Genomic DNA, 24,537 nt, shown 5'->3' with positions numbered 1-24,537 from the left:
TGCGTTCAGCGCTCGAGCTGCAGCGTGCGTGCGCAGCGCGCCGCCAGCGCCGGGTCGTGGGTGACGACGACGAAGGCCGTGCCGCGTTCGCGCGCCAGGCCCAGCATCAGCTCGAACACGGTCTCGGCGGTGTGGCGGTCGAGGTTGCCGGTGGGCTCGTCGGCCAGCACGCAGGCCGGCTCGCTGACCAGGGCGCGGGCGATGGCCACGCGCTGGCGCTCGCCACCCGAGAGCTGCGAAGGGTGATGCGCGGCGCGGCCGGCCAGGCCGACTTTCGCCAGCATGGCCTGGGCCTGCTCGCGCGCTGCCGCCACGCTGAGGCGGCGGATGCGCAGCGGCATGGCCACGTTGTCGAGGGCGCTGAACTCGGGCAGCAGGTGGTGGAACTGGTAGACGAAGCCGAGGTGGCGGTTGCGCCAGGCGCCTTGCGCGGCCGGCGCCAGCGTGGCGATGTCGCGGCCCATCAGCTCGACGCGGCCGGCGCTGGGCGCCTCCAGCCCGCCCAGCAGGTGCAGCAGCGTGCTCTTGCCGGCGCCCGAGGGCCCCACCACCGCCAGCGTATCGCCGCGGTCCACGCGCAGGCTCACGCCGCGCAGCACGCTCACGTCCAGGGCCTGATCGCCGCGGCCTTCGACGAAGCGCTTGTGCAGATCAAACGCAGCGAGGACCGCCCCGGTGACGGCCTCATTCATAGCGCAGCGCCTCGGCCGGGTTGACGCGGCTGGCGCGCCAGCTCGGGTACAGCGTGGCGGCAAAGGCCAGCACGATGGAGATGGCGACGATGGGCACGATGTCGCCGGCCTGCGGCTCGCTGGGCATGCGGCTGATGACGTAGATGCTGCCGGGCAGGAAGGCCACGCCCAGGGCGCGCTCGATGGCCGGCACGATGACGTCGACATTGAAGGCCACCAGCAGGCCCAGGGCGCAGCCGGCCAGGGTGCCGATCACGCCCGAGGTCGAGCCCTGCACCATGAAGATGCCCATGATGGACCGCGGGCTGGCGCCCAGGGTGCGCAGGATGGCGATGTCGGCGCGCTTGTCGGTCACCGTCATCACCAGGGTGCTGACCAGGTTGAAGGCGGCCACCGCGACGATGAGCGTGAGGATGATGAACATCAGCCGCTTCTCAACTTGCACCGCCTCGAACCAGTTGCGGTTGGTGCGCGTCCAGTCGCGCACGCGCACGGCCGGCCCCAGGCTTTGCTGCAGGTCCTGGCCGGCGCCGCGCGCATCGTGTACGTCGGTCAGGCGCAGCTGCACGCCGGTGGGCCCCTCGACGCGGAAGAGCTTGGCCGCGTCGTCGATGTGGATCAGTGCCAGGCCGCTGTCGTATTCGTAGTGGCCGGCCTCGAAGGTGCCCACCAGCGTGAACTGCTTGAGCCGCGGCACCAGGCCGGCCGGCGTGAGCTGGCCGCTGGGCGAGACCACGGTGACCTTGTCGCCGATGCGTGCGCCCAGCAGCCGCGCCAGCTCGACGCCGAGCACGATGTTCCAGGCTCCCGGCTGCAGCTGCGCCAGCAGCGGTGCCTGGGTGCGCGCCAGCTCGGTGACCTGGCCCTCGTCGGCCGGGCTGATGCCGCGCACGATGGCGCCGCGCAGTTCTTCGCCACGACCCACCAGCGCCTGGGCGGCGACGAAGGGTGCGGCGCCGCGCACGCGCTCGTCGCGCCGCGCCGCGGCGGCCGTGGCCTGCCAGTCGGGCAGGGCGCCGCCGCCGGCATCGAAGATCTCGACGTGGGCGATGACGCTGAGCATGCGGTCGCGCACCTCCTTCTGGAAGCCGTTCATCACGCTGAGCACGATGATGAGCGCGGCCACACCCAGCGCGATGCCCAGCATCGAGACGCCGCTGATGAAGGAGATGAAGCCGTTGCGCCGGCCGGCGCGGCCGGCGCGGGTGTAGCGCCAGCCGATGTGCCACTCGTAGGGCAGTTCCATCTGAACTCTCTATTGGCGGAAAGTTATAAAAATCAAGCACTTAACTTGGGATCGAGGTCTTGCACACAAGGCAAGTGTCCTAAAAGTGCTCTAAACCGCCCTCCAAACTCGCCTGCATCGTAGCGTGGTGCCGGGCATCGACAGCCAGCGTGCCAGGCTGCGCCAAAGAGTAGCTATCGCGCCGGCGTGTCTCGTCCGTTCCTCTACGCACCACCCATTCCGGGGCCGCTGTACCGATGGGCAGTGCTGCACCGGAACTCTGCCTAGCTGATGCGGGAGGGGGCTTGATAGCCGCTTGGGGCCCCCTTTCCCTGGCACCGCAAGTCGTTTGGGAGGGGGACGGCGCCCGACCCCCGCAACCCCCAGGCGCCCCCGCGCGCGGGCCGGTAACCCCTGGCTTAGGCGGCCGGGCCCATGGACGTGTTGCCGGGGCTCTCCCGAAAAATTTGGCAAAAATTCTTGGGGGATGCTGTGCTGGCGGTCCCGTGCAACGACGTGGCCCCGGCCTCCAGCATGGCGATACCCAAGATGACCGCGCGCTCAATCCTGGAGCTGCAGCCGCGACCGTGACTTGTGGCCAAGCCTGACCCTCAAGTTCGGACGGTGGCAGAGAGGCCCCTGCTACCGCCGTAGTTCCCGGCTAGGGTTGAGGCTGCCCGACTGGGGCTGCAGGGCTTGGGCGAGCGCCAGCAGGCCCAAACATTGACCTACCTCTACCCCTCGGGGCCCGCCGGCTTGCACCGGCCAAGGGTGCAATGTACAAGGGCAGGAATCGCGTCTAAGAACTGCTGCACCTCCGGATTGGCCGTATCGGGCTACGACGCCCCAAATCTCAGGCCAAGTCGATCAGGGATACTAGGAACAAGTTCTACCGCGACAGAACTTGTTCCCGGCCGTTGCAGTTCCACGACGCTGGCGATAGCACGTTAGGCTTCACAATGCGCGTCTGGCACGGCTCGAACGTACTTTTTAGCCGCTTCTCTATGCAGTTCTTTGGGGCAGGGGAAGGCGGATCCGGCATCCCTTACGGCATCTACTTCGCCGAGAACCGTGAAGGAGGTGAGTACTTCGCACGGTACCTAGCCGGAAATAATGGCAGCAGCTATCTCTACGAAGTAGAGCTGAACATTCAGGCAAACGAAGTTCTTGAGGAAGATCATAACGACCGCGAGTCCCTAGCAAGACTAGGTGACACGTTGGTCAATGTTGAGACTAGGTATCAGCAGGGTGAGCTTGCTCGCTTTCTTCGAAGTCGGGGAATCCATTGCTGCAAACTGTGGGAAGGCACAAAGCCAGGACATGGCTTCACTTTTAGGTGTATATCGCCTGAACGGGCGAGCATCATTGGCATCGAGACCTACACGCCTGCGAATCCCGCGTGGCGGCGAATAAAGTGAAGCCTAACCCCTCGCTCAAGCTGAGCCGCTACGGCAGCCGTCGCTTGGCCGCTCCAGGGGCCGGTGGCATCAACCCTTCCGCGGCCAAGCGCCGTCTGCCTCCGCGGCCAGCCTAGCTCGAACGTTAGGCATCACAATTACGGACCACGCTATTCCGCTTCATGGAGGTTCAGTGGCAGAATTCCTTGACTGGTTGGCCCGAGCGACTGGCGTCGCTGCAGTATTGCTAGCTCTGATTGGCTACATGTTCCGGGAGAAGTGGAAGCAAATTCTTCAACGCTCACTGTCCTCCGATCTGGAAAGACTCAAAGCCGAGCTTTCTAGAGAGAATGCGGTGCACGCTGCCAGCCTACTTCCGCAATTCGAACAAATAAAGCACGATTTCCAGCAAAAACTTGAAGCATATAAGGTTGGACTAATCGCACAAGCAGAGGCCGCAAAAGCTCAGAGCGAACTTCGAAAGTCGATTGCACTCAGATTTTCAGAAATTGAGTTCGAACGTTTAGTAAATCTTGAACTACTGGTGGCGCCTATTGGAACTGACATCGGCGCGATTGGCGATATTGATCCTCAGTACAAGACGTTGGAGCAACGAACGAAGGCGCTCGCAGATATACGCGCGCTCGGTATTGCCACGGAACAAGCAGAAATGTTCCTGTCGCTCGAGGATCGAATGGAGCTAACCGTATTTCGTAGGGCACTGCTTGACTTCACAGTCGCGCATGTTGGCATTGGGAATCCCGCACCCGGCGCGAATGACGAGTTGCGCGAGAAAATCATTACTCTTGCCTCATCAACACACACAAAGTTGAAAGCCAGAATAAGAGGTTTGGGAACCTTTCCGGTGCCAGCCCCGTGACGCCTAACCCTTCGCTCAAGCGGAGTACCAACGGCAGGCCACCTGGTCCGGTCTGGCGGTACGCGGTACATATTCGCCAGCACGGGCCTAGCGCCCTGCCGCCGGGTCCGGCTTAGCTCGAACGTTAGGCGTCGAAAGGAGTTCTCGTGCGCGGCTGGGTCTACGTCATTACAAACGAAGCAATGCCCGGCTTGGTGAAAGTTGGCTTCACCACTCGCGATCCTGCCCAGCGGGCAAGTGACTTGGACGCCTCTGGGATTCCATTCAAATACCAAGTTGCCTTTGCACTTCAGGTTTCGGACTGTCGGACGGTGGAGAGGATAGCTCATGGCGAACTGAAGCAATACAAGGCACGGAAGGAGTGGTTCAAATGTTCGGCCTGGACCGCAGTTGAAGCGGTCACTTCTGCAGGTCAGCAAATGGGTCTCGCCTTATGGTGCGGGAGTACAGAGGCGATTAGGTCTGCGTCACCTCTCCCAGATACCCATGCCTTGGCAGGAATTTTCAATCCGGGCCTACTGCACTACAACTACCAAGAGTATGCAACTGACGTACTTCCCTCACAGGGCCAGGCCGAGAATCCTAATGACGAAGAAGACGATTCCCCGCTTCCGCCGGGCCATCCTGCAAGAGGACTGCTGTAGAGCGCCGACGCCTAACTCCTCGCTCAACCTGACCCGCTACGACAGGGCGCCTTGGCCCGGGATGAGGTACGCGATACAGTGTCTCAGCCCGGGCCAGGGCGTCCTACCTCCGCTGGCCGGATAGCTTGAACATTAGGCTTCACATTCCGCGAAGAACCCAGCTCATATGCCACTGTCAACATCTTGCATATTTAACGGAAACTTTATCACTGCCGATCAAGCTGTGGCTATTCAGGACAGTAGACAGCCCGGTGACGAACGGCCAAAATTTCTCTGCACTGAGTGTGGAAAGACTGTCCGAGCACGATGGGGAAAAGGTCCTAATATCGCACATTTCGGACATGTTGAACGGAATCCAGAGTGCAGGCGAAGCAGCAAGCGATACGATTCAAACAGTCTCGAATCAGCGTTCATCTTCCTTAATGAAGACGATATACGTGCCGTAGAGGGTTATTTATCGGATCGACTAGTAACCCAGCATGATCGCAATAAAGCAATCGTTGAACAAAGAAAGCAAGAAGACGACTACACGTGCGTCGCTTGCGGCTTTCGGCTCCAGCTAGGAGAAACGTTTATCATTGAATGCCATCACTTGGAGCGTGTCGCGGATAGCGGTGTTCGTGAAATTGCTTCGTTCGATCTTGTTTCTTTATGCCCTACATGCCATCGAATCGCACATACGCGCATTCCACCGTATTCCGTGGAAGAAATATCTGTCTTGCGCGGTGAAGCCTAACCTCTCGCTCAAGCGGAGCGCCAGCGGCAGGCCGCCGGGCCCTGGCTGGTGGTGGTACGCGGTACATTTTCGCCAGCCCGGGCCTGGCGTCCTGCCGTTGTCGCCCGGTTCGCTCGAACGTTAGGCATTACAAAGAGAGCATCACATGGATCTAGTGAATATCAACCGCGAAGAACTCAGCAAACTCATCAATGCCCGTAGAACCGAGCGTGAGATGTCGATTCCACAACTAGCGCGCCTACTCGAGGTGAGTCCTCAAAGCGCACTACTGGTTCTAAGGGGGTCCCGGCTACCATCGCCCCCAGTACTACATAAATTACTTGAGGTTCTGGAAATCCAGGAATCTGAGGTTCCCCGCTTACAAGCTCCGCTAACTCGTCCCACGGGTAAGCATGTATTCATCAGTTATTCCCACAGAGATAGCGCTTACCTAGAGCGCTTGATGGTTCATCTGAAGCCATTACATAAGCAAGGTGTAATAGATCCGTGGGTCGATACGCGCCTCCAAGCTGGAGACAAGTGGAAGAAAGAGATTGAGAAGGCATTGCAGCGGGCGAGAGTCGCTGTGCTACTTGTGAGCGCGGACTTTTTGGCGTCAGACTTCATTATTGAGAATGAGCTACCTCCCCTACTTCACACTGCTGAGAATAAGGGCACGTTAATCATTCCTGTAATTCTTAAGCCTTGCCGCTATACACGCGACAAGAATCTTCGTGAGTTTCAAGCAATAAACTCCCCGGATGAGCCACTGTCTCTAGTTGACGAGAATGAACGAGAATTAGTCTACGATACCATTTCACAGCGCATCGAAGATACTCTCGTCAAGTGATCTAACCCCTCGCTCAAGCGGAGCGCCAACGGCAGCCCACCACGCCCGGGCCAGCGGCAACGCAACCCAAAGCGCAGCGGGGCGCAGCTTCAGTCCTCGGCCTGAACCACCCGCCGCAACCCCTCCACCCCCAACAGCGGCTCCACCGAGTGCGCCAGCCGGTGGCAGTTCGCGCACAGCACCACCACATCCTTCAGCCGCGTGCGGCGCTGGCCTTCGGAGATTGGGTCGAGGAGTTGCACGTCGAGCTGGCTCTCCACCGGCGGCGCGAAGGCGCAGGCCATGCACACGATGCCGCAGTGGCGCATCGCCGCCCTGCGCACCGCCGGGCCACGCTAGGTCTTGGACAGCGTTACCTCGCGCCGGCCGCCCTCCAGGAGGCCGCGGCCGGGCCGCCGCGCCGGTAGCATCAAGACGTGGACGACAACGCCGCCCTACGGCTTGCTGAGTAGGCTACGGCCGTCCGTCAGTGCCCCCCGCAGGCACTTTCCTTCGTTGGAATTGCGCTAGGGCATAAGCTCATCCTGTGAGCTACTGCCGTGCGATGCTTACTCGACACCTCCCACCCGATCCACCCCAAGGAGCCCGAATGAACCTGGACCAGCTGCTGCAGTGCGTCGAATCCCGCTCTGTGATCCGCTACACGGTCGGCCTGGCCACGGTCAACCCCGACGGCATCGTCTGCCCGCCCACCTATGCCGCCTCCAAGCGCGGTGAGCCGCCCTATATCGCCTTCCGCCGCGCCTTCGTCGAGGGCCAGCAGCGCGACGTGGTCGTGCTGGACTCCCCGCAGAGCCAGTCCAACCGCATCGAGACCGCGCTGCTCGATGCCTCGCGCGCCGGGCGCATTGCCTACCCCGACATCGAGATTGCCTTCCCCGCCGCCTTTGGCGAGCCGGTCTACTCCGTGCTGCAGCTCTCGCACCGCATCTATGACGCGGTAATGCGCGCCTGCATGCTCGACGACGTGCCGTTCTTCGAGACCAACATCGGCCGTTCGGTGCTGCAGGCCCGCCTAGCCACCGCCACCGCGCTGTTCACGCACGCGCCCGTCACGCTCACGCTCGGGGCCTGGGACAGCAACGGCGGCGGCGGCCCGATGGCGGCCAAGATTCCCCGCCTGCTCACCTCGGAAATCCTGGGCCTGGACGCCCACCCGGCCGACATCTCGGCCACCAAGTTCGACCCGATGGACATCCGAAAGGATGTGGCCGAACTTGTGCCCACCCACGACACCCTGCGGCGCTTTGAACTCAAGGCCGCCGGGGGCAAGGCGGGCAAGGAGAAGCCCAAGAAGCCCAGCGAATTCGGCTTCGGCAGCGTGCCCTCCACGGCCGTGCCGCGGGCCGCCGTGATCAACGGCGCGATCCAGACCAGCGTGCTGTCCTGCTCCGGCCTGCGGCACATCTCCTTCCCCACCGACGACGGCGAAGTCATCGCCGCGCGCGACCAGGCCGGCCGTGCCGTGCTCGCCGCGCTGACGCTGTTCGGCCTCGTGGCCCAGAACGAATCGGGCTACCTGCTGCGCTCGCGCTGCGAACTGCTGCCGCACGACAGCGGCCGCCTGGAGATGATCGGGCGCACCCTGCAGCAGGTCGAGACCGTCTCGCTGGAGGCCGGCACCGCGCGCACCCTGCTCGCGGAAGCCGCCCAGCACGCAGCCCAGCACGGCCTGAACTTCCGGCCCCAGGTGCTGAAGCTCACAGCCGACGACCGGCTGCAGGAACTGGTGCACCGCAGCCGCGAGGCGGCGTCGCAAGGGGATGCCGCCGACGAAGCCTGAGGACCGCTGCCATGCTCGAACTCCAGATCGGATTTCCAGGCGGGCGGTACTTCGCGGCCAACAACGCCGACCCCCGGCAGCCCGAGTGGCCGCCGCACCCGTCGCGTGTGTACTCGGCCCTGGTCGCTGCCGCCTACGCCGGTGGCCGCCAGCCCAGCGCCGCGGAACGGCAGGCACTGCAGCAGCTCGAAGCTGCACCGCCGCCCGCGATCCGCTTCCCCGAGGCCGACGTGCGGCCTGCTGCCGACGCCTACGTGCCGGTGAACGACCCGCGCACGCGAATCGAGGCCAAGAAGGGCCAGAGCCAGGGCCCGCTGATGCCCAACCGCCAGGTGCGGCAGTTCCCGGCCGCCTACATGCTGGGCGAGCCCGAGGTGGCGCTTGCCTGGGACATCAATGTCTCCGCTGACGAACTGCAGGTGCTAGACACCCTGGCGGCCCGCATGACCCACGTGGGCACCTCGCACGCCTTCGTAACCGCCACCTTCCACGCCCAGGCCGAGGCCGTGCCGACGCTGGTGCCCAGCGCAGCCGGCGACATCTTCCTGCGGGTCACGCGGCCCGGGCGCCTGATTGAACTCGACCGGCTGGCCCAGCAGGGCCACGGCACCCTGCGCCGGCCGCCGCCGATGGCGGAAGTGCTCGCCGCCTATACCTCGCCGGCTGCAGCCCCCGAGACCTTGATCGCCTCCCGGTACGACTGGGTCACGCTGCGCCTGCGCGATGCGAGCTGGGGGGCCGATACGGCCAACACGCTGGGTCGCGCCCTGCGACGCGCAGCGATGGCCCTGATCGGCGACGACATGGCCGCCGAGGTCCATGGCCACGATGAGGAGGTGCCGCACGTGGCATGGCTGCCGCTGCCGGATGTCGGTCATGTGCATGCACGCGGCCGGGTCATCGGCATCGCCATCGCGCTGCCCCTGAGCATGAAGGAGCAGGACCGGCTGGCTGCACTGGCTTCGCTGGCGCGGCTGCAGCGGCTGACCCTGCCCGATGGTCAGGTGGCCGGCGTCGCCCCCGTCATCGACGGCCCCGAGGTGCCGGTGGCACTGCGGTCTTCGACCTGGCGACAGGCCTCGACACACTGGTCCACCGTAACGCCGGTGCTGCTGGACCGGCCACCCCGCAAGTCCAACTCGGACACCGTGGCTGCGGCCCTGGCGGATTCGCTGGACCTGGCCGGCTTCCCGCGGCCGGTGTCGATACGCGCGTGCCAGACCAGCGACTTCGACGGTGCCCCGGCCGCAATGGACATCCCGACCCGGGTGCCCCGCTGGCACGCGCGCATCGTGTTCGACAGGCCGGTCGAAGGCCCGGTGATCGCCGGCCGCTGGAAGAACTTCGGCGTCGGCTTGTTCAGGCCCACACCGATGGAGTTGCGGTCGTGACGCTGCCCAGCTTCGAGAGCTTCTTCCGGCGGGTCAATGGCCATGACCCGTTTCCCTGGCAGGCAGAGGCCGCAGCTCGGCTGGCCCGCCGCGAGACCTTCGCCGTGGCCGTGCCCACCGGGCTGGGCAAGTCTGCGATGGTTGACGCGGCGATCTGGGCGGCCGCGCAAGGGGCCTGGCGCCGCATTGCCTTCGTGGTTGATCGCCGGATCGTTGTGGACGCCGTCTATGACCGGGCGAAGCACATCGCGGCGCGCCTGGGCGACGCGCAACTGCCCGGGCTTGCTGCCTTGGCCAAAGCCATCGGCGAGGTCCAGGTTGTGCGGCTGCGGGGCGGCGTGTTCGGCGACGACGACTGGGTGCTGTACCCCGAGCGCCTGACCGTCGCGCTGACTACTGTCGATCAATTGGGCTCCCGCCTGCTGTTCAGGGGCTACGGGGTGAGCCCGCGCCGCTGGCCTATGCACGCTGGCTTCTTCGGTAGCGACACGTTGGTGATCGTGGATGAGGCCCACCTGTCCGACCCCTTCCTGCAGACCCTGGGCGTGCTGCGCCAGCACGGCGCCGGCATAGACCTGGTGCCCATGTCGGCCACGCTGGGCGACGCAGACAAGACGCAGCGCGTGGCCCTGCAGGCCGCCGACCTGGCCCTGCCCACAATCCAGCAGCGGTTGCACGCGGCCAAACCGGCGACGCTGAAGGAGGTGGCAGGCAGCGATGGCGACTTCTGCGATGCCCTGGCCAGCGCAGCGGTCGAGCACGCGCAGCGCGATGGCGTGCGCCGCATCGCGGTCGTGGTCAACCGGGTGGCCACGGCGCGCCGGTGCTTCCAACGTCTTCGCGCCGCAGGGCTGGACAGTGCGCTGCTGACCGGGCGCGTGCGGCCCGTCGAGCGCGACAGCCACATCGCGGAGCTGTTGCCGCGCCTGCTCTCGGGCCGGCAGCGCCAGAGCGACGACGGCGTGCTGGTGGTCGTGGCCACCCAGACCATCGAGGTCGGCGCCGACTTCGATTTCGATGCCTTGGTGACCGAGTGCGCGCCCCTGTCCTCATTGCGGCAGCGCTTCGGGCGCCTGGACCGACTGGGGCTGCGCGGCACCTCGCCGGCCACCATCCTCTGGCGCAGCACCAAGGACCGGGACGACCCGGTGTACGGCAGCGGCACGGCCGAGACGTGGGACTGGCTTGGCGCGCGGGGGGCTGACACGGTCGATTTCGGGCTCGCGGCGATGGACGACCTGCTGGCCGCCCGCCCTGCGCCCGCAGTGCCGAGGCGCTTCGCCGCCAGCCTGCTGCCCACGCACATCCAGATGCTGGCCCAGACGGGCCCCTACGTGCCGCAGCCCGACCTGGTGGGCTGGCTACACGGCCCGACCGACCGGGCACCCGAGGTGACCCTCATCTGGCGCGACGATCTGGACGCAGAGGCCTCGGAAGAGTGGCCGGCTGCTGTGGTGGCGCTGCCGCCCCTGCTGCGCGAGGGTCTGCCAATGCCTGTGGCTGCCGTGCGCCGGTGGCTGACCGGCGGAAAGGCCGGTGACCAGTGGAGCGACGAAGAGAACAGCGCCGACGACGATACGGTCGGCGCTCAGCCCGAGCGGCCCGTGCTGTGCTGGCGCGGCCCCGATGATGCGCAGGTCATCCAGGCACGCGCCGTGCGGCCGGGCGACACGCTGGTGATCCCGGCCAGCTATGGCGGCTGCGATGGCTGGGGCTGGGCTCCGGATTCCACCGCGCCGGTGGTGGACCTCGCCGACGCCTGCCTGCTGGAGCAGGCACAGGCGGGCGTGAGACGGGCACTGGCGATGCGTGCGGCCGACGGGCACTGGGCGGCCTTCGGCGCTGGGGCTGACGGCATCCGGGCCCGTGTGACGGCCTACCTCAGCCTGCAGGCCCAGGCGGCGCAGGCCGAGGACGACATGACCGACGAAGTCGAGCAGGCGCGTGCCGACGCCCTGGCGGCCGTGTTGGCCAGCTCGCACCCGCTGGCGCATATGGTGCGGGATGCTCGCATCGAGCGGCACCCGCGCGGCGTCATCGTGCGCGGCTTCGGCATCGAGGAAGTGGAGGGCGTGATCGAGACCGGCCGCGCCGTGCCGCTTGAGGAACACCACGCCGATGTGGCGCGCTGGGCCGAGCGACTGGTCGGCAGTGACCCTCAGGCGCAGGCCATCTTGGCTGCGGCGGCAGTGCACGACGCCGGCAAGGCCGAGCACCGGATGCAGGTGCTGCTGCACGGCAATGCCCTGGCGGCAGCGGCCGGGCCGGTGCTGGCCAAGTCGGCCCTGAGGCGCCGGGACCAGCAGGTCGCGGCGTGGCAGGGCTCCGGGCTGCCCAGGGGCTTCCGCCACGAGTTCGCGTCGCTGGAGATGGCACAAGTGCAGGGCCCGCTGGTGCGCCACCTGGTCGCCACGCACCATGGCTATGGGCGGCCGTGGCTGGTGCCCTGCCAGGACGGCAAGGCCAGCGGCGCAGCCTATGAAGTCCTGGGCTCGCACTGGGCCAAGTCCTGGGCGGACCAGGCCGATGAGCATGGGCCCTGGGCCCTGGCGCGGATGGAGTGGCTGGTGCGGGCGGCCGATGCCCGCGCCTCCATCGAAGAGGCCGAGGCGGGCGAGGAGGGCAACCATGGCAAGCACTAACAGCGTGGACCTCACCGGGCTGGTCGGCTCGTCGCCCATCGGCTTCATGGCCGCGCTGGGCCTGCTGCGCGTGTGCGTGCAGGACCACGGCGTGGACTTGCGGCTCAATTGGGAGCAAGGGCATGCCAGGTTGCATGGACTGGGCCGCGAAGAGCTGTTCGACCTCCTCAAGCGCCACATGAAGGGCCGGGCGGCAGCGCCGGAGTTCAACTTCACGGTGGCCGGCGACAAGGGAAGCCGCGGCAAGGCCATGCACCTGCGCACGATCTTGCCCGAGGACTACCGCACCGCGGTGGCGGCGTGCCAGGGCGATGCGCGTGCACTGGGCTTCCTGGCCGGCTTTGCCACCGACGCCGTGGTCAACGACAAGGGGTTCATTGCCCGGACCAAGTTCGATTTCTCGTCGGGCCAGCAGAGGCTGGTGGACGAGTTCAGGTCGCTGGCGGCCATGCTGGACCCAGAGGCCAAGCGGCCCCGCGTGCCCTTCGCCGCGCGGGTCGAGCGGGCCTTGATGGGCGGCGCCTACGAGGAGCAGCACACCTTCGGGTGGGACCCTGCGAGCCTGATGACGCACGCCCACCAGGCCTCGGCGCCGACCGACAGCGCCACGCCGGGGCAACCGTTCACGGTGTGGCTGGCCGTGGAGTCGCTGCCGCTGCACGCCGTGCTGCCGACCGGGCCGCGGAGGGCTCGGACGACAGGGTTCGCGGGTACGTCGGCCTATGTCTGGCCGATCTGGGCAGAGCCCCTGAGCCTGCGCGAGGTGATGCTGCTGCGGCAGCGGCCGGTGGAGACACTGGACCGGCTGGGTGGCGTCACCGAAATCTGGTCGTCCCAGGTGATCAGCGTCGGCAAGTACGGCTTCCTGGCGCCCGCTGCGCGAACCGCAAGCGCTGGCGTTGCCGGGGGCGGTTCGCGCTAAGGGGATGGGCGGCAGAATCAATGACTTGCGTGGTGGCGGCCTGGCGCTTGGCGTCCTCTGGCCGGGCAGGTGATCGGGTTCGCGCTCGACGGGCAAGTTTTGGCCTTGAGGACAGGCAGTTGCCACTATGCAGGCTCACCGTGCCTTTGAGGCGCGGCATCGTTGAAGCGTCTGCAACCCCTCTCAGTCGCTATGGCCGATCACGGCTCACCGTGCCTTTGAGGCGCGGCATCGTTGAAGCATCGACTCGTACAGCTTCTGGCCCATCAGGCCCGGGCTCACCGTGCCTTTGAGGCGCGGCATCGTTGAAGCTTCCACGCGCGGGGGTCGATCTGCACCCACTTGCCGGGCTCACCGTGCCTTTGAGGCGCGGCATCGTTGAAGCTACGACGCCTGCACCACGGCCCTGAACCGGCACCGCGGCTCACCGTGCCTTTGTGGCGCGGCATCGTTGAAGCTGGAAGACCCGCAGCATCGTCTTGGTGACATCGCGACTCACCGCGCCTTTGTGGCGCGGCATCGTTGAAGCTGCACGCCCGACGGGCTGGACCGGCCCGACTTCCGGCTCACCGCGCCTTTGTGGCGCGGCATCGTTGAAGCGCGGTCAAAGACCCGATCATGAAGGCGCTGAAGAAGGCTCACTGCGCTTTTGAGGCGCGGCATCATTGAAGCGGCAACATCGTGGAGGGCAACCGCTGCGCCCACGGGCTCACCGCGCCTTTGTGGCGCGGCATCGTTGAAGCAAGATGTACTCCACCGCCGTCGTCTTGAACGATGCGCCTCACCGCGCCTTTGTGGCGCGGCATCGTTGAAGCGAGTTCGGCGGCGTGATCTGGGAAGAGTATCGCGGCCTCACCACGCCCATGCGGCGTGGCATCGTTGAAGCACGGCGAAGATGCTGATTGACCGCGGCACGGTGGTGCCTCACCGCGCCCCTGGGACGCGGCATCGTTGAAGTAACGGCACCACGCACGTCGCCTGCACGATGAACGGGGCTCACCGCGCCTTTGAAGCGCGGCATCGTTGAAGTGCGTAGGGGTTGAGTGCGACCTCGAACATGCCCCGCCTCACCGCGCCCATGGGGTGCGGCATCGTTGAAGCAACACGACGCACCACAAGCGGGTCATCGACACGATGGTTCCCCGCGCCCTTGGGGCGCGGCATCGTTGAAGCACGGACAAGACCTACGACTTGAACGAGGACGACATGCCTCACCGCACCCTTTGGGCGCGGCATCGTTGAAGTTTCACGTACTTTAGGGCGATCATGAAGACCACGCCGCCTCACCGCGCCCCAGGACGCGGCATCGTTGAAGCATCGGAACTGTGGGCCGTCAGTACGACGAGCCCTTGCCTTACCGCGTACTTGTTGCGCGGTATCGTTGAAGCTCAATCATCATGGCCTTTCGCTAGGTTGTGCCGGCAGTCTCACCGCGCTCCTGGGGCGCGGCATCGTTGAAGCGCGTAGAACCCAGCCGGAACTTCATCAGTCCACTTGGTACACCGCGCCCTGGTGGCGCGGCATCGTTGAAGCACGGTGGCGCCGGTAATGGTGCGTAGCTAGGTCGAGCCTCCCCGCGCCTGTGTGTCGCGGCATCGTTGAAGCGACCCCGCCACCGACGCCGCTCCCCCGGTGTGACGCGCTCACCGCGCCCTCAGCGCGCGGCATCGTTGAAGGACCGAGCCCAAGGCGCGCAACGACGCGGCAGAGCAGGCGTCACCGCAACCTTTAGGCGCGGCATCATTGAAGCTTGTACGCGATGACCAAGTCAACGCCGGTTTGAAGTGCCCAACAGCTCCTCATCGGGGCAGGCACTCAACGGACCAGGCAACACATGCTGCGTCAGTCCTTTGCTGCCCTGCCCGGCTATCCGTCGAACGAAAGCCCCCGGCCAGTCTGGTACCCATAGCCCAATCGCGAGGCCCGCGGCAGCAGCCGGTTCAGCCGGTGCCGGGTGCGCTGGTGCCAGGCCGCCAGGGCTTCCCATCCGATGGGCGGGCTACCCGCCCACGTGAGCACGACAGGCGCCGGGTAGCGGTCTATCTCGACGCCGTACATGCCGGCGTCGAGCACCAGCTCACTGGATGCCGCCGGGCAGATGCTGATGCGCTCCAGCTCGCCCATGATCGTCTTGAGGTCGGCCAGCGGCAGCGCCGCCTCACTCTCCTGCTGCCCCAGTGCTCCCGATGGCGTTACCTCAAGGTCGAGCGTGCGCCGCACCAGGTGGCTGCGCCCTGCCGTGATGACTGACCACGTGTAGGGCGAGGAGAGCTGCGAGCTGTGCCACAGCCGCAGTACGGGCGGCTGGTCATGGTCGGCGTCGGGGAGGTGCATGGGCGGCATCGTAAGGGTGGCCGGGGGCGCGGCGCCTGAGCCGGGCGGTGCCGGTGGGGCATGGATTCGCTGTTGAACCTAGTCCGCATCGCGCGGCGATAGGGCGCTGCGCGCTCGTGTCGCCGGGCGATGGGGACTTGCTGAAGCGGCTGTCGCGGTGTTGACCGGCGCGGGGCCGGGTGCCTGAATCTGCGCCGCGTGGTACAGGGCGCACTGTGCGCACGCCTGGCGATATTTCATAATGTGAAATTGCAGATGCGTGGCGCGCCGCCTCCGGGGATGGGCGCGCAACCCGCGCCAGCTTCGCTGACCCCCTCAGCACCGCGCCTACGCTCCGCGGGCCCGATTGGGGGCAATAGCCAGGGCTGTGCGCAGCCAGGGGGCTGAGTTGGCCATTGAGGGTAGGCTCGGTCTACATCGTCTACGCCCCCGCCACGCGGATCGCTAGCATCCATGCGGGTTCTGGCGATGTAGACGATGTAGACGAATTCCTTGTGGGTCGGCTGGGCATGCGCCGGGGGCTGAGGTGGCGGGGCCGGTGAGGGCAGGGGCCGCGCATCTCTTCTTCTTTTCTCACTGACTTCAGAAGATCGTCTACATCGTCTACATCGTCACAACCCGCGCCAGCGCTCGCGAATCTCGTGGCGATCACGTAGACGGGGTAGACGGGCGCGCAGTTCATACCTGCGCCCACACGTAGTGATCCAGCCCGAATGTTTTCGCGGCCATCTCGCGCGCCCTGGTGATGCCCGGCAGGGTCCACGCCCGGCCAGGTGAGGGAGCCCCGCACCGCGCCGGCTTGGCCGGGCCACACTCAAATACCTCTTGCAGGCGCTTGCCAATGGCGCGGGAGTCCGGCCGCACACCACGCACCGCAGCTTGCCGGCAGTAGCGGTCGAAGGCTGCCGACGCCGCGGTACACCCAAGGCGCTGAGGCTCCTCTGTCCAGCCCCCGTCGGTGTCATCCTCATCGGGGAAGACTCCGAACCCGCCTGCCTGGGGCAGCGGCGCGGCGGTGTCCAACAGCTCCAGAATCCAGCGGTCGAGCGCCGGCATGGCCTCGATCTTCTGGCGGTCAAGTGCCGCGGTCTTAGGGGCCGAACGCACGTTGAATCCGGTTAGGTCGCGCTGCAGCAGGTGGTGCAGGAAGATCGCTGCGCCGTTGCCGTCTATCCAGGCTTTGAGTGCGCCGAAATAGGCGTGGTCCTGCGCGCGGGCGGCCGACACGTCCACCACGAAGAATCGGCGTTCATCGGCCCCGGCGGGCACAACCCATTCACCGTTGGCGGCGATGACGATAGCCAGCCTGTTGATGGCCGTGGTCACGTCCACCCCCTTGCGCTCGATGGCGATGGTGGGCTCGGTGACCAGCCCCTTGAGCACGCCTTCGCCGGCCTTGTCGCCTGCCCAGTAGCCCTCGTCAACGAACAAGAACCGGGTCGCCCGCAAGTGGGCGTTGAAATTCCCCGTCAAGTGCTTGGTCTGCGTGATGTGCAGTCCATGGGGCCCCCACAAGGTCAGAATGAGGTTGCACAGCGATCCCTTGCCGGTGCCTCGATTGCCCCTCAAGACCACAGCCACTTCAGGCCTGGTGCCCGGCCGCTGCACGGTGAATGCGAGCCAGTTGAGCAGCCATTCCGCGTGCTCGGCTGCGCCGTGGCAAAGCATGTAGATGTGTTCGATCATCGGTCCGGCATCCCCGGCCTTGGGCTCGATGCTGAAACCGCGCCACGTGTTGTAGCACCCCGAGCGCGTGGGAGTCTCGGGGTCAAAGATGACGCCCCCTGGGTACTCGCGGCGCCGCGCACTTCGAGTCCAGACATCGACAATCGGGGCGGTCTTGATGGCGCCCTTGGGCCCCGGCACGCGGGCGGTGTAAGGGGCGTACTTCAGCGCCAGGCTGGGGGCAGGGATGGGGTCCACCGAATGCATGCCGGTCTCGGGATTCGTGCCCTCGTGCCATATGGTCATCGCCCCCGCCAGCGGCGCCACGAAGTGCGCCTGGTTGATCAGGTCTACGGCGGCCTGCTCAGTCATCGGCCCCGCGGCGCATGACGTGCCAGCGGGTCGCTCAGCTTCACCTCCCGGGGTGCCATCCCCTTCAAGCCCGCCAAAGTCATCCTCGGGGGCGGACCGCTCTGCAGCCCGCCACGTCTCGTACTCAGCAACGACCTCGGGGTGTTTCTTCTTGATGTCGGCGACCATGGCGGTGTAGCTGTGGCGCTTGGTCATGCTCACGTCTTCGCCCATGCCCTCGTCGAGGTGGCCGTAGTTGTGCAGCCGGACAAAGTCAAAGGTGTTGTTGGGCATGTTCTGCCCGGTCGGCGCGGTGTTGTGGGTGCTGATCAGTCGATGCCCATCGTCGGTGATGAAGACGCCCGCGGCGGCGTGTCCAATCCAGTCAAAGCGCCCGTCGCGCTCGCCGGACTCGGCGAATTCGCCGGGCTCCAGATCGGCCAGGTCTTCGGGCCGGTAGACACGGCAGAAGGCGCCATGCCAGCCGCCCTTGTCCCCGGGGTCTGCACCAGGCTCCCGCGCCGCGGTCTTGCGCTGCTCGCCCGCCGCGGTCATGCCCTGCTGGCGCGCGGCGGAGGCGGCCAACACTTCGGGCGTCAGCGCCAGCGGCACATCATCGCGCAGGCCTTGGTGCAGACCTGACCGCACTGGCACGGGGTCGCTCACGCCCTTGTCGAAGATGGGCCCCGCGGTGAAGTGCAACTGCACTGGTTGGTAAATCGAAACGTCAAGGCCGGGCACAGGCTTGCCCCACGCCTTCATGTCCATTGACGTGTAGGGTGTTTCCAGCCAGAACCAGAGGTGGCCCTTGAGCTTGCCGGCGCAGCAGGGGTGCCCCGCGCTGCCCGAGAGCTGCCAGTAGAACGAGCACCCGTGGAACCCGGCGGGCAGCACCAGCCTGATGTAGGCCTGTATCGCGGCCACGGGGTCGGCCACGGGGTCGATGCCGACGGGCTTGAAGTCGTCGATGTCGATCATCAACGTGTGCAGGGGCTGATCTGGGAACAGCGCCGTGACGCGCGGCACGTGGTCTGGTTTCAGCGCCCGCGTCGTCGTCAGCTTCTCCTGCTGCTGCCGTGCTCGGCGCTCGTTCGCGGCGGCCAAGATGTCCGGGAGCAGCAGCGCCGCGGCTTCGTGGCCGATGAATTTCCCGCGGATCAGCGCGCTGCAGTGGGCGCCCTCCATGCCCTTCAACAGCCCGGCCAGTTCGTGCAGACCGTTGACCGGGTAGGTGACGGGCTCGAACTGCCAGGCGTGGGCTACAGCCTCGACGGTGCCCGCTGCCGTCCATCGTTTGGCCAGCGGTACGCCCGCGCTGGTGACGATGGTGAGGGAGTCGGCGCCGCTCACTTTGCGCCCCCCGTGGGGCGGCCAGCATGCGGCTTGCCTTTCGCCTGCCCCAAAGCGTCGGCAGTTTTCGGTTCCGGAGCCCCCTTGCTGGGCGCCGCCTTCCCGCTCGCCTTGGCGCCCAACGTGCGCAGGCCCATGAGCGGCAGCATCGCCTCGAAGACACGGCCCAGGACCGCGTCGGGTGCGGCAACCACGAGGTGAGTCACCAGCCCCAGCCGCAGGATGCCGCTGAGGGCTTCGACCTTCTTGATCTTGCCGCTTGCCAGGAAGTGGGCAACCAAGGGCTCAGCGTCGTCGAAAAGCTCGACCATGCCCTGCACGAACCTGCCCATGCGTGCTTTCGGGGGGTACTCGGAAAGCAGCCACACTGCCGTGCACATCAAGGCGCGGTCGTAGCTAAACGGCACGAAGACGCCGCCAATGCCGTCCATCAGTTTGTAGAGCTGAAGCTCGGCCGCGGAGCGCCGGCTTGGACCTGAAGGCAGGGGCGTGTCGGGCGCCGTCTGCCAGGCCTCCGAGACGAATTCGACGGCCGCCTCGATGAGGGCTAGTTCCTCGGGTGAGGGGGTGCCTGGGGTGGCGCCGAGTTCCGTTGAGGTGCAAAATTCCATGTCCGTGCTCCGTAGGGTGAGGGGTTGTTCGACGGGATGCCGGGGGATGGACTTGGGCCGGCTGCAACCAGCGCCAAGTTCGGGTTCGGAAATGCAAAGGGGCCGCGATGCGGCCCCTCTGTGTTTGTGGTGTGGCGCGGGTCTAGCCATCTGCCGCGATCGCACGCAGTGCAACCAAGCGCCGGACGAGGGCGCGCACGTCGTCGTCTGCAGCGCCTGCTAGCCGTGCGCGCAACACAGCATCGACCTCGTGCTCTGGCCAGCGACTGAACTTGCGCCCGCGCCGGATCGGGGGCACTTGCAGTTCGGCTCTGACATCGGCGCGCAACTTGGTGAGCTTGTGCCCGCCACGGGCTGCCGCTTCTTTGTCCGGGAGCATGCGCAGTGGGCGCCAGACTGCGCCGTTGTCTTGTGCGGTGGGCTTGGTAGGTTTCGGCATGTGATCGTTTCTCCAATGAAAAAGCCCGCCTGACGATGAGTCTGCAGCGGGCTCTGAAAGCACCAAGCCCCTGGGGTGCAGGGGCTTGGGGGGCGGGCCAGCGACTAGACGCACTGGCGCAAAGGGGATGCTAGATGAGTTCAATAGCGGATGCAAGCGACTTCCAGAGAAATAGATAGATTGCGTCTATCAAACGCCAGCACCGCCTGTTGAAAGGCTCAGCAACTTCACGAGGGACGCGCCCTGATCATCAGGGGCGAGCGAGTTCTAGGTGGGCAGTGCTTCTCTGGCATTGCGGCAGCGTTTTGGCCAGAGCGCACAGCTCCGCGGGGTGCAACTCAGCGCGGTCACCAGACGGGCCGTCCGCAACCCCAGGGCGGTGTTGCATTGCAGGTACTGGGTCAGGGCTGCAGGCCAGGGCGTGGCTGATGCCTGATCCCTACCCCGCCAGCGCAGCCAGGGCCGCGGCCGTGCGGTCGGGCACCAGATGGCCGTAGTGGGCGTTGATCTGCTGGACACTTGTTCCCGCCATGCGCGCTACTGTCATCACGTCAAGGCCGGAAGTCAGTAGGTCGGTGATGACGCTATGCCGGAATGAATACGCCACCGTCTGAGGCGGCAGCCCTGCAGCCTCAGCAGCGAGCTTTATCGGCCTGCTCCAAGTCCGTCGGGTCCACATTGACCCATCGGCACGCGCGAGGAGCACGGCCGCTGGTAGTTTGCTATTCGACTGGGAGGTGAAGAATTCCTCGACAGCCCCAGTCAGCTTCAACTTGCGCCCGGCGCCCGCCTTGTCCTTTCGGACGGTCAGCACGCCTATCCGTTTGTCATAGTCGGCGGCGGTAAGCACAGCCGCGGCCCCTGGCCGTAGGGGTAGGAGGTGAATCGCGCGCAGCAGCGGGAAAAGTTCCGGCCGGGCGGCGGTCATCAACGCCTCACGTTGCCCCTTGTCCAAATAGAGGTCGCGTTGGCGGGCCGCGCCAGGCTCTGCGCGCAACTCGTCGCGCCAGGCCGCGTCAGTGGTCACAGCACCGCCACGCCGGGCGAAGTTGAGCGCAGCGCGTACTCGAGCCACATCGCGGTTCAGTGTGGCAGTAGACCGCGCGCGCGTGCGCTGTGCTCCCGCTTGCGCCCGGCCATTGATGCACACGGGTGTCGCAGCAAGTTCGCTGTGCCAGGCTCTCATGTGACGCTGGGTTAGTTTGGTCAGGTCAATGTTGGCTATGCGGGAGCCGTGCACCAGGCGAACGAACCGCGACTCAGTGAGCGCGGCGGCTTCGGCGCGCCCTTTTGTGCGAAGGTGCTTCACGTAATCGTCGCAGGCGTCACGCACCGTGCACACGCCCGTGCGCCCGCCTTGGGCCAGGTGTTCGGCGTACTTTTCGGCAGCGATCTTGGCGGCGTCGAAACGCTGGCTTGGCGTCAGGTGGTCGAAGGCGCCGAGCTTGTGCTGCGGTTGATCGCGCGTGGCGGGGTCATACGTCCGCACCAGCCAAGTACCGGGTGAGTCCGCGGTCATCTTGCGAAACCCAAGATGGACCCCGGTACTCAGCCTGTGCCAATACGGGGAGCGCCGGAGCTTGAGCTTGTTGCGCGCATCAACGGTGTCGATTCGGTCGGCCATGCAGCCCTCCTCAGCGGTAGGTGTCCTACAGGTATCCTACATGCATGCGATGACATGCGCATCAATGCGGAGCCATCCGCCTAGGTAACTGTGCCTTCCTGATACCTGCAAAACCCTTCTTGTAACCGTCGATGTGCCACTCGTAGGGCAGTTCCATGGGGGGGCGATGCTAAGGCAAGGCTGAACAAGTCCCTCGCGGCCGGCGCATCCGCGAATCGGGCGGTTCGCGGCGCTGCAAATGTTCGCGATACCAGCGGGTATCGCTGCGCTTTGCGCCTTGCGGCCCATCCCGACTCGCGGCGCGCCGACTCGCGGGGAGTCTTCAGCCTTGCCCTGACCGGCCGGGATAATGACCCCATGCATCTGCTGATCCCCTTTGCCGCGCCGCTGTCCGAAGCCGGCCGCGCTGCCGCCCGCTCGCTGCGGCTGCCGCGCCTGCAGGCGCTGCTCGGCCGGCTGGTGGCCGGCGCCCGCGACGAGGGTCAGGAGCTGAGCCTGAGCCCGCCGCACGAGCGCGCGCTGGCTGCGGCGCTGGGCTGGCAGGGCGCGGCCGGCTGCCTGCCCTGGGCGGCGCGCCTGGCGCAGGCCGACGGCATTGCCACTGGCGATCTCGCCTGGGGCCTGCTGACGCCGGCCCACTGGCATGTGGGCACCGACCAGGTGAGCCTCGCCGACCCGGACGAACTGGCGCTGGACGACGCCGGCTCGCGCGAGCTCTTCGAGGCGGTCCAAGGCCTCTTCACCAGCGAGGGCTACGGGCTGCAGTACGGCGCGCCGCTGCGCTGGTATGCCGCCCACGAGAGCCTGGCGGCCTTGCCCTGCGCGTCGCTGGACCGCGTCATCGGCCGCAATGTCGATGCCTGGCTCGGCAGCGACCCGGCCGCCCGCCGCATCCGCCGCCTGCAAAGCGAGGTGCAGATGGTGCTCTACACCCATGCCGCCAATGACCGTCGCCAGGCGCGCGGTCTGCTGCCAGTCAACTCCTTCTGGCTCAGCGGCTGCGGCTTGGGCCAGGCCGATGCGCCAGCATCAGCTCTTCCGCCGCAGGTCGACGCCCGCTTGCGCCGCCATGCGCTGGGCGAGGACTGGGCGGCCTGGGTCAAGGCCTGGGAGACGCTGGACGAAGGCCCCATCGCCGCAGCGCTGGCGGCGGCCGAGGGTGGCGCGGCGGTGCGGCTCACGCTGTGTGGCGAGCGCAGCGCCGCCACTTTCGAGTCCGCGAAGCAAGGCCTGCTGCAGCGCCTGCGCGCCGCCTTCATCCGCCCGGCGCTGCCGGCCCTGCTGGAGGCGCTGTGAACATCGTCCCGCGTGAAGTGCCGCCGCGCGTGAGCTTTGCGCTCGAGCAGGCCGGCGTACACCCGCTGCTGGCCCGCCTGCTGGCAGCGCGCGGCGTGCGGGCCGCCGACGAACTGGACGACAGCCTGGCGCTCTTGCTGCCGCCCGAGACCCTGAAGGGCAGCGCCGAGGCCGGCGTGCTGCTGGCCGAGGCCATCGCCCAGGGCTGGCGCATCTGCATCGTGGCCGACTACGACTGCGACGGCGCCACCGCCTGCGCCGTGGCGCTGCGCGGCCTGGCCTTGCTGGGTGCGGGGCAAGAGACGCTGCACTATGTGGTGCCCGACCGTGCGGTACACGGCTACGGCCTCACGCCGGCCATCGTGGAGCTGGCGCGCGCCCACCGGCCGGCGCTGCTGGTGACGGTGGACAACGGCATCGCCAGCCATGCCGGCGTGGCCGCGGCGCGTGCGGCCGGCATGCGGGTGCTGGTTACCGACCACCACCTGCCGGCGGTGATCGACGGCGTGGTCTCGCTGCCCGAGGCCGATGTCATCGTCAACCCCAACCAGCCCGGCTGCGGCTTTGCCAGCAAGGCGCTGGCCGGCGTCGGCGTGATGTTCTACGTGCTGCTGGCCACGCGTGCCGAGCTGCGGCGGTGCGGCGCCTTCGAGGCCGCGGCCCAGCCCCGACTGGACAGCCTGCTCGACCTGGTGGCACTGGGCACGGTGGCCGATGTCGTCAAGCTCGACGCCAACAACCGCCGCCTCGTCGCCCAGGGCCTGAAGCGGGTGCGCGGCGGGCGCATGGCGCCGGGGCTGGCGGCGCTGTTCAAGGCGGCCGGGCGCGACCCGGCGCGGGCCGCCGGCTTCGACTTCGGCTTCGCCCTCGGGCCGCGCATCAATGCCGCCGGCCGCCTGGCCGACATGACGCTGGGCATCGAGTGCCTGCGCACCGACGACGCCGGCCGCGCCACCACGCTGGCGGCCCAGCTCGACGCCATCAACCGCGAGCGGCGCGAGGTCGAATCGGGCATGCGCGAGCGCGCCGAGGCCGCCATCGAGGCGCTGATGCCCACGGCCGAACAGGCGCCGCCGGCGCTGGCGCTTTTCGACGAGAGCTTCCACGAGGGCGTGGTGGGCATCGTCGCCGGGCGCGTGAAGGACAGGCTGCACCGCCCCATCTTCGTCTTCGCCCGCGGCGCTGATGGCCGCCTCAAGGGCTCGGGCCGCTCCATCGCCGGCTTCCATCTGCGTGACGCGCTCGACCTGATGGCCAAGCGCCATCCGGGCCTGATGCTGCGCTTCGGCGGCCATGCGATGGCGGCCGGCTGCACGCTGGGCAGCGCGGATGAAGGCAGCGGCGTCGAGCTGTTCGACCAGGCCTTGCGCCAGGTGGCCGGCGAGTGGCTGGACGCCGCCACGCTGACGCGCACGCTGCGCAGCGACGGGCCGCTGGCGCTGGAGTGGTTCAACGCCGAGACCGTGGCCCTGCTCGAGGCCCAGGTCTGGGGCCAGGGCTTCGAAGCACCGCTGTTCTGCGACGAAGTGCAGGTGCTGCAGCAGCGCCTGGTGGGCGAGAAGCACCTCAAGCTGCGCCTGCGCCATGCCGGCCAGGAGCGCGACGCGATCTGGTTCGGCCATGCCGAGCCCTTGCCGGCCAGCGCCCGCCTGGCGTTTCGCGTCGGCCTGGACGAGTGGAACGGCCGCCAGCGCGTGCAGATGATGATCGAGGCGGCGGCCTGACG

16 protein-coding genes are annotated in these 24,537 nt (G+C 66.7%); 9 read left to right on the top strand and 7 right to left on the bottom strand.

The window, feature by feature from the left end; translation table 11 throughout:
- Positions 1-5: 5 nt before the first annotated feature.
- On the bottom strand, positions 6-692 hold the full coding sequence (locus JMV16_RS21990) for an ABC transporter ATP-binding protein (RefSeq protein ID WP_201496461.1): 687 nt from the start codon (positions 690-692) through the stop codon (positions 6-8).
- On the bottom strand, positions 685-1,938 hold the full coding sequence (locus JMV16_RS21985; RefSeq protein ID WP_201496460.1) for a lipoprotein-releasing ABC transporter permease subunit: 1,254 nt from the start codon (positions 1,936-1,938) through the stop codon (positions 685-687). The genes JMV16_RS21990 and JMV16_RS21985 overlap by 8 nt, the downstream gene beginning before the upstream one ends.
- 1,569 nt (positions 1,939-3,507) lie before the next feature.
- On the opposite strand from JMV16_RS21985, the gene JMV16_RS21980 reads away from it, so the two are divergent.
- The 3 genes from JMV16_RS21980 (at position 3,508) to JMV16_RS21970 (ending at position 6,403) form a co-directional block, all read left to right on the top strand.
- The gene (locus tag JMV16_RS21980) at positions 3,508-4,194 is read left to right on the top strand and encodes a hypothetical protein (RefSeq protein ID WP_201496459.1); all 687 of its coding nucleotides are present in this window, start codon (positions 3,508-3,510) and stop codon (positions 4,192-4,194) included.
- 146 nt (positions 4,195-4,340) lie between these two features.
- Positions 4,341-4,838 (top strand): GIY-YIG nuclease family protein, encoded by a 498-nt coding sequence (locus tag JMV16_RS21975; protein WP_201496458.1) that lies wholly within the window; start codon positions 4,341-4,343, stop codon positions 4,836-4,838.
- An 881-nt stretch (positions 4,839-5,719) separates the two neighbouring features.
- Positions 5,720-6,403, top strand: a complete 684-nt coding sequence (locus JMV16_RS21970) for a TIR domain-containing protein (protein ID WP_201496457.1) — start codon at positions 5,720-5,722, stop codon at positions 6,401-6,403.
- A gap of 89 nt (positions 6,404-6,492) precedes the next feature.
- Here the strand turns inward: JMV16_RS21970 and JMV16_RS21965 are convergent, their stop codons facing one another.
- Positions 6,493-6,687: a hypothetical protein gene (locus tag JMV16_RS21965; RefSeq protein ID WP_201496456.1), complete on the bottom strand. Its 195-nt coding sequence runs from the start codon at positions 6,685-6,687 to the stop codon at positions 6,493-6,495.
- Positions 6,688-6,992: 305 nt separating this feature from the next.
- Here JMV16_RS21965 and cas7u point away from each other — a divergent pair, with 305 nt between their 5' ends.
- From cas7u to JMV16_RS21945, 4 genes are read left to right on the top strand one after another with little or no spacing between them, the layout of a single operon-like run.
- Complete coding sequence (gene cas7u, locus JMV16_RS21960; RefSeq protein ID WP_201496455.1) at positions 6,993-8,186, top strand: type I-U CRISPR-associated RAMP protein Csb1/Cas7u; 1,194 nt, start codon at positions 6,993-6,995, stop codon at positions 8,184-8,186.
- Positions 8,187-8,197: 11 nt separating this feature from the next.
- Entirely contained in the window at positions 8,198-9,577 is a 1,380-nt protein-coding gene (gene csb2 / locus JMV16_RS21955) for a type I-U CRISPR-associated protein Csb2 (protein WP_201496454.1), read from the top strand.
- A complete protein-coding gene (gene cas3u, locus JMV16_RS21950; protein ID WP_201496453.1) occupies positions 9,574-12,219 on the top strand; it encodes a type I-U CRISPR-associated helicase/endonuclease Cas3 in 2,646 nt (881 codons plus the stop codon). Before csb2 ends, cas3u begins: the two co-directional genes overlap by 4 nt.
- A complete protein-coding gene (locus JMV16_RS21945) occupies positions 12,206-13,141 on the top strand; it encodes a hypothetical protein (protein ID WP_201496452.1) in 936 nt (311 codons plus the stop codon). The genes cas3u and JMV16_RS21945 overlap by 14 nt, the downstream gene beginning before the upstream one ends.
- 1,866 nt (positions 13,142-15,007) lie before the next feature.
- Here the strand turns inward: JMV16_RS21945 and JMV16_RS21940 are convergent.
- The 4 genes from JMV16_RS21940 to JMV16_RS21925 all read right to left on the bottom strand — a co-directional run bounded on the left by JMV16_RS21940 (position 15,008) and on the right by JMV16_RS21925 (position 21,515).
- A complete protein-coding gene (locus tag JMV16_RS21940) occupies positions 15,008-15,475 on the bottom strand; it encodes a hypothetical protein (RefSeq protein WP_201496451.1) in 468 nt (155 codons plus the stop codon).
- A gap of 678 nt (positions 15,476-16,153) precedes the next feature.
- Entirely contained in the window at positions 16,154-18,841 is a 2,688-nt protein-coding gene (locus JMV16_RS21935) for a primase-helicase family protein (RefSeq protein ID WP_201496450.1), read from the bottom strand.
- Positions 18,838-19,452, bottom strand: coding sequence for a hypothetical protein (locus JMV16_RS21930; RefSeq protein ID WP_201496449.1), 615 nt, complete (start codon positions 19,450-19,452; stop codon positions 18,838-18,840). The genes JMV16_RS21935 and JMV16_RS21930 overlap by 4 nt, the downstream gene beginning before the upstream one ends.
- A gap of 878 nt (positions 19,453-20,330) precedes the next feature.
- Positions 20,331-21,515 carry a tyrosine-type recombinase/integrase gene (locus JMV16_RS21925; RefSeq protein WP_201496448.1) on the bottom strand — a complete coding sequence of 395 codons (1,185 nt, stop codon included), beginning with the start codon at positions 21,513-21,515 and terminating at the stop codon, positions 20,331-20,333.
- A gap of 357 nt (positions 21,516-21,872) precedes the next feature.
- Here JMV16_RS21925 and JMV16_RS21920 point away from each other — a divergent pair, with 357 nt between their 5' ends.
- Together JMV16_RS21920 and recJ are read left to right on the top strand one after the other, a co-directional pair.
- On the top strand, positions 21,873-22,811 hold the full coding sequence (locus JMV16_RS21920; protein ID WP_201496447.1) for a hypothetical protein: 939 nt from the start codon (positions 21,873-21,875) through the stop codon (positions 22,809-22,811).
- Positions 22,808-24,535 carry a single-stranded-DNA-specific exonuclease RecJ gene (gene recJ / locus JMV16_RS21915; protein WP_201496446.1) on the top strand — a complete coding sequence of 576 codons (1,728 nt, stop codon included), beginning with the start codon at positions 22,808-22,810 and terminating at the stop codon, positions 24,533-24,535. Before JMV16_RS21920 ends, recJ begins: the two co-directional genes overlap by 4 nt.
- Positions 24,536-24,537: the final 2 nt, after the last annotated feature.

It is taken from the genome of Rubrivivax sp. A210, assembly GCF_904426505.1.
In the GTDB taxonomy this organism is placed as follows: domain Bacteria; phylum Pseudomonadota; class Gammaproteobacteria; order Burkholderiales; family Burkholderiaceae_C; genus Rubrivivax.
This window is presented reverse-complemented; position numbering and strand designations above follow the sequence as displayed.

What these genes read in the sequence shown, in the direction of transcription:
- JMV16_RS21990 (WP_201496461.1), bottom strand. Translation starts at nt 692, where the DNA reads ATGAATGAGGCCGTCACCGGGGCGGTCCTCGCTGCGTTTGATCTGCAC.
- JMV16_RS21985 (WP_201496460.1), bottom strand. Translation starts at nt 1,938, where the DNA reads ATGGAACTGCCCTACGAGTGGCACATCGGCTGGCGCTACACCCGCGCC.
- JMV16_RS21970 (WP_201496457.1), top strand. Translation starts at nt 5,720, where the DNA reads ATGGATCTAGTGAATATCAACCGCGAAGAACTCAGCAAACTCATCAAT.
- JMV16_RS21965 (WP_201496456.1), bottom strand. Translation starts at nt 6,687, where the DNA reads ATGGCCTGCGCCTTCGCGCCGCCGGTGGAGAGCCAGCTCGACGTGCAA.
- cas7u (WP_201496455.1), top strand. Translation starts at nt 6,993, where the DNA reads ATGAACCTGGACCAGCTGCTGCAGTGCGTCGAATCCCGCTCTGTGATC.
- csb2 (WP_201496454.1), top strand. Translation starts at nt 8,198, where the DNA reads ATGCTCGAACTCCAGATCGGATTTCCAGGCGGGCGGTACTTCGCGGCC.
- JMV16_RS21945 (WP_201496452.1), top strand. Translation starts at nt 12,206, where the DNA reads ATGGCAAGCACTAACAGCGTGGACCTCACCGGGCTGGTCGGCTCGTCG.
- JMV16_RS21940 (WP_201496451.1), bottom strand. Translation starts at nt 15,475, where the DNA reads ATGCACCTCCCCGACGCCGACCATGACCAGCCGCCCGTACTGCGGCTG.
- JMV16_RS21930 (WP_201496449.1), bottom strand. Translation starts at nt 19,452, where the DNA reads ATGGAATTTTGCACCTCAACGGAACTCGGCGCCACCCCAGGCACCCCC.
- JMV16_RS21925 (WP_201496448.1), bottom strand. Translation starts at nt 21,515, where the DNA reads ATGGCCGACCGAATCGACACCGTTGATGCGCGCAACAAGCTCAAGCTC.
- JMV16_RS21920 (WP_201496447.1), top strand. Translation starts at nt 21,873, where the DNA reads ATGCATCTGCTGATCCCCTTTGCCGCGCCGCTGTCCGAAGCCGGCCGC.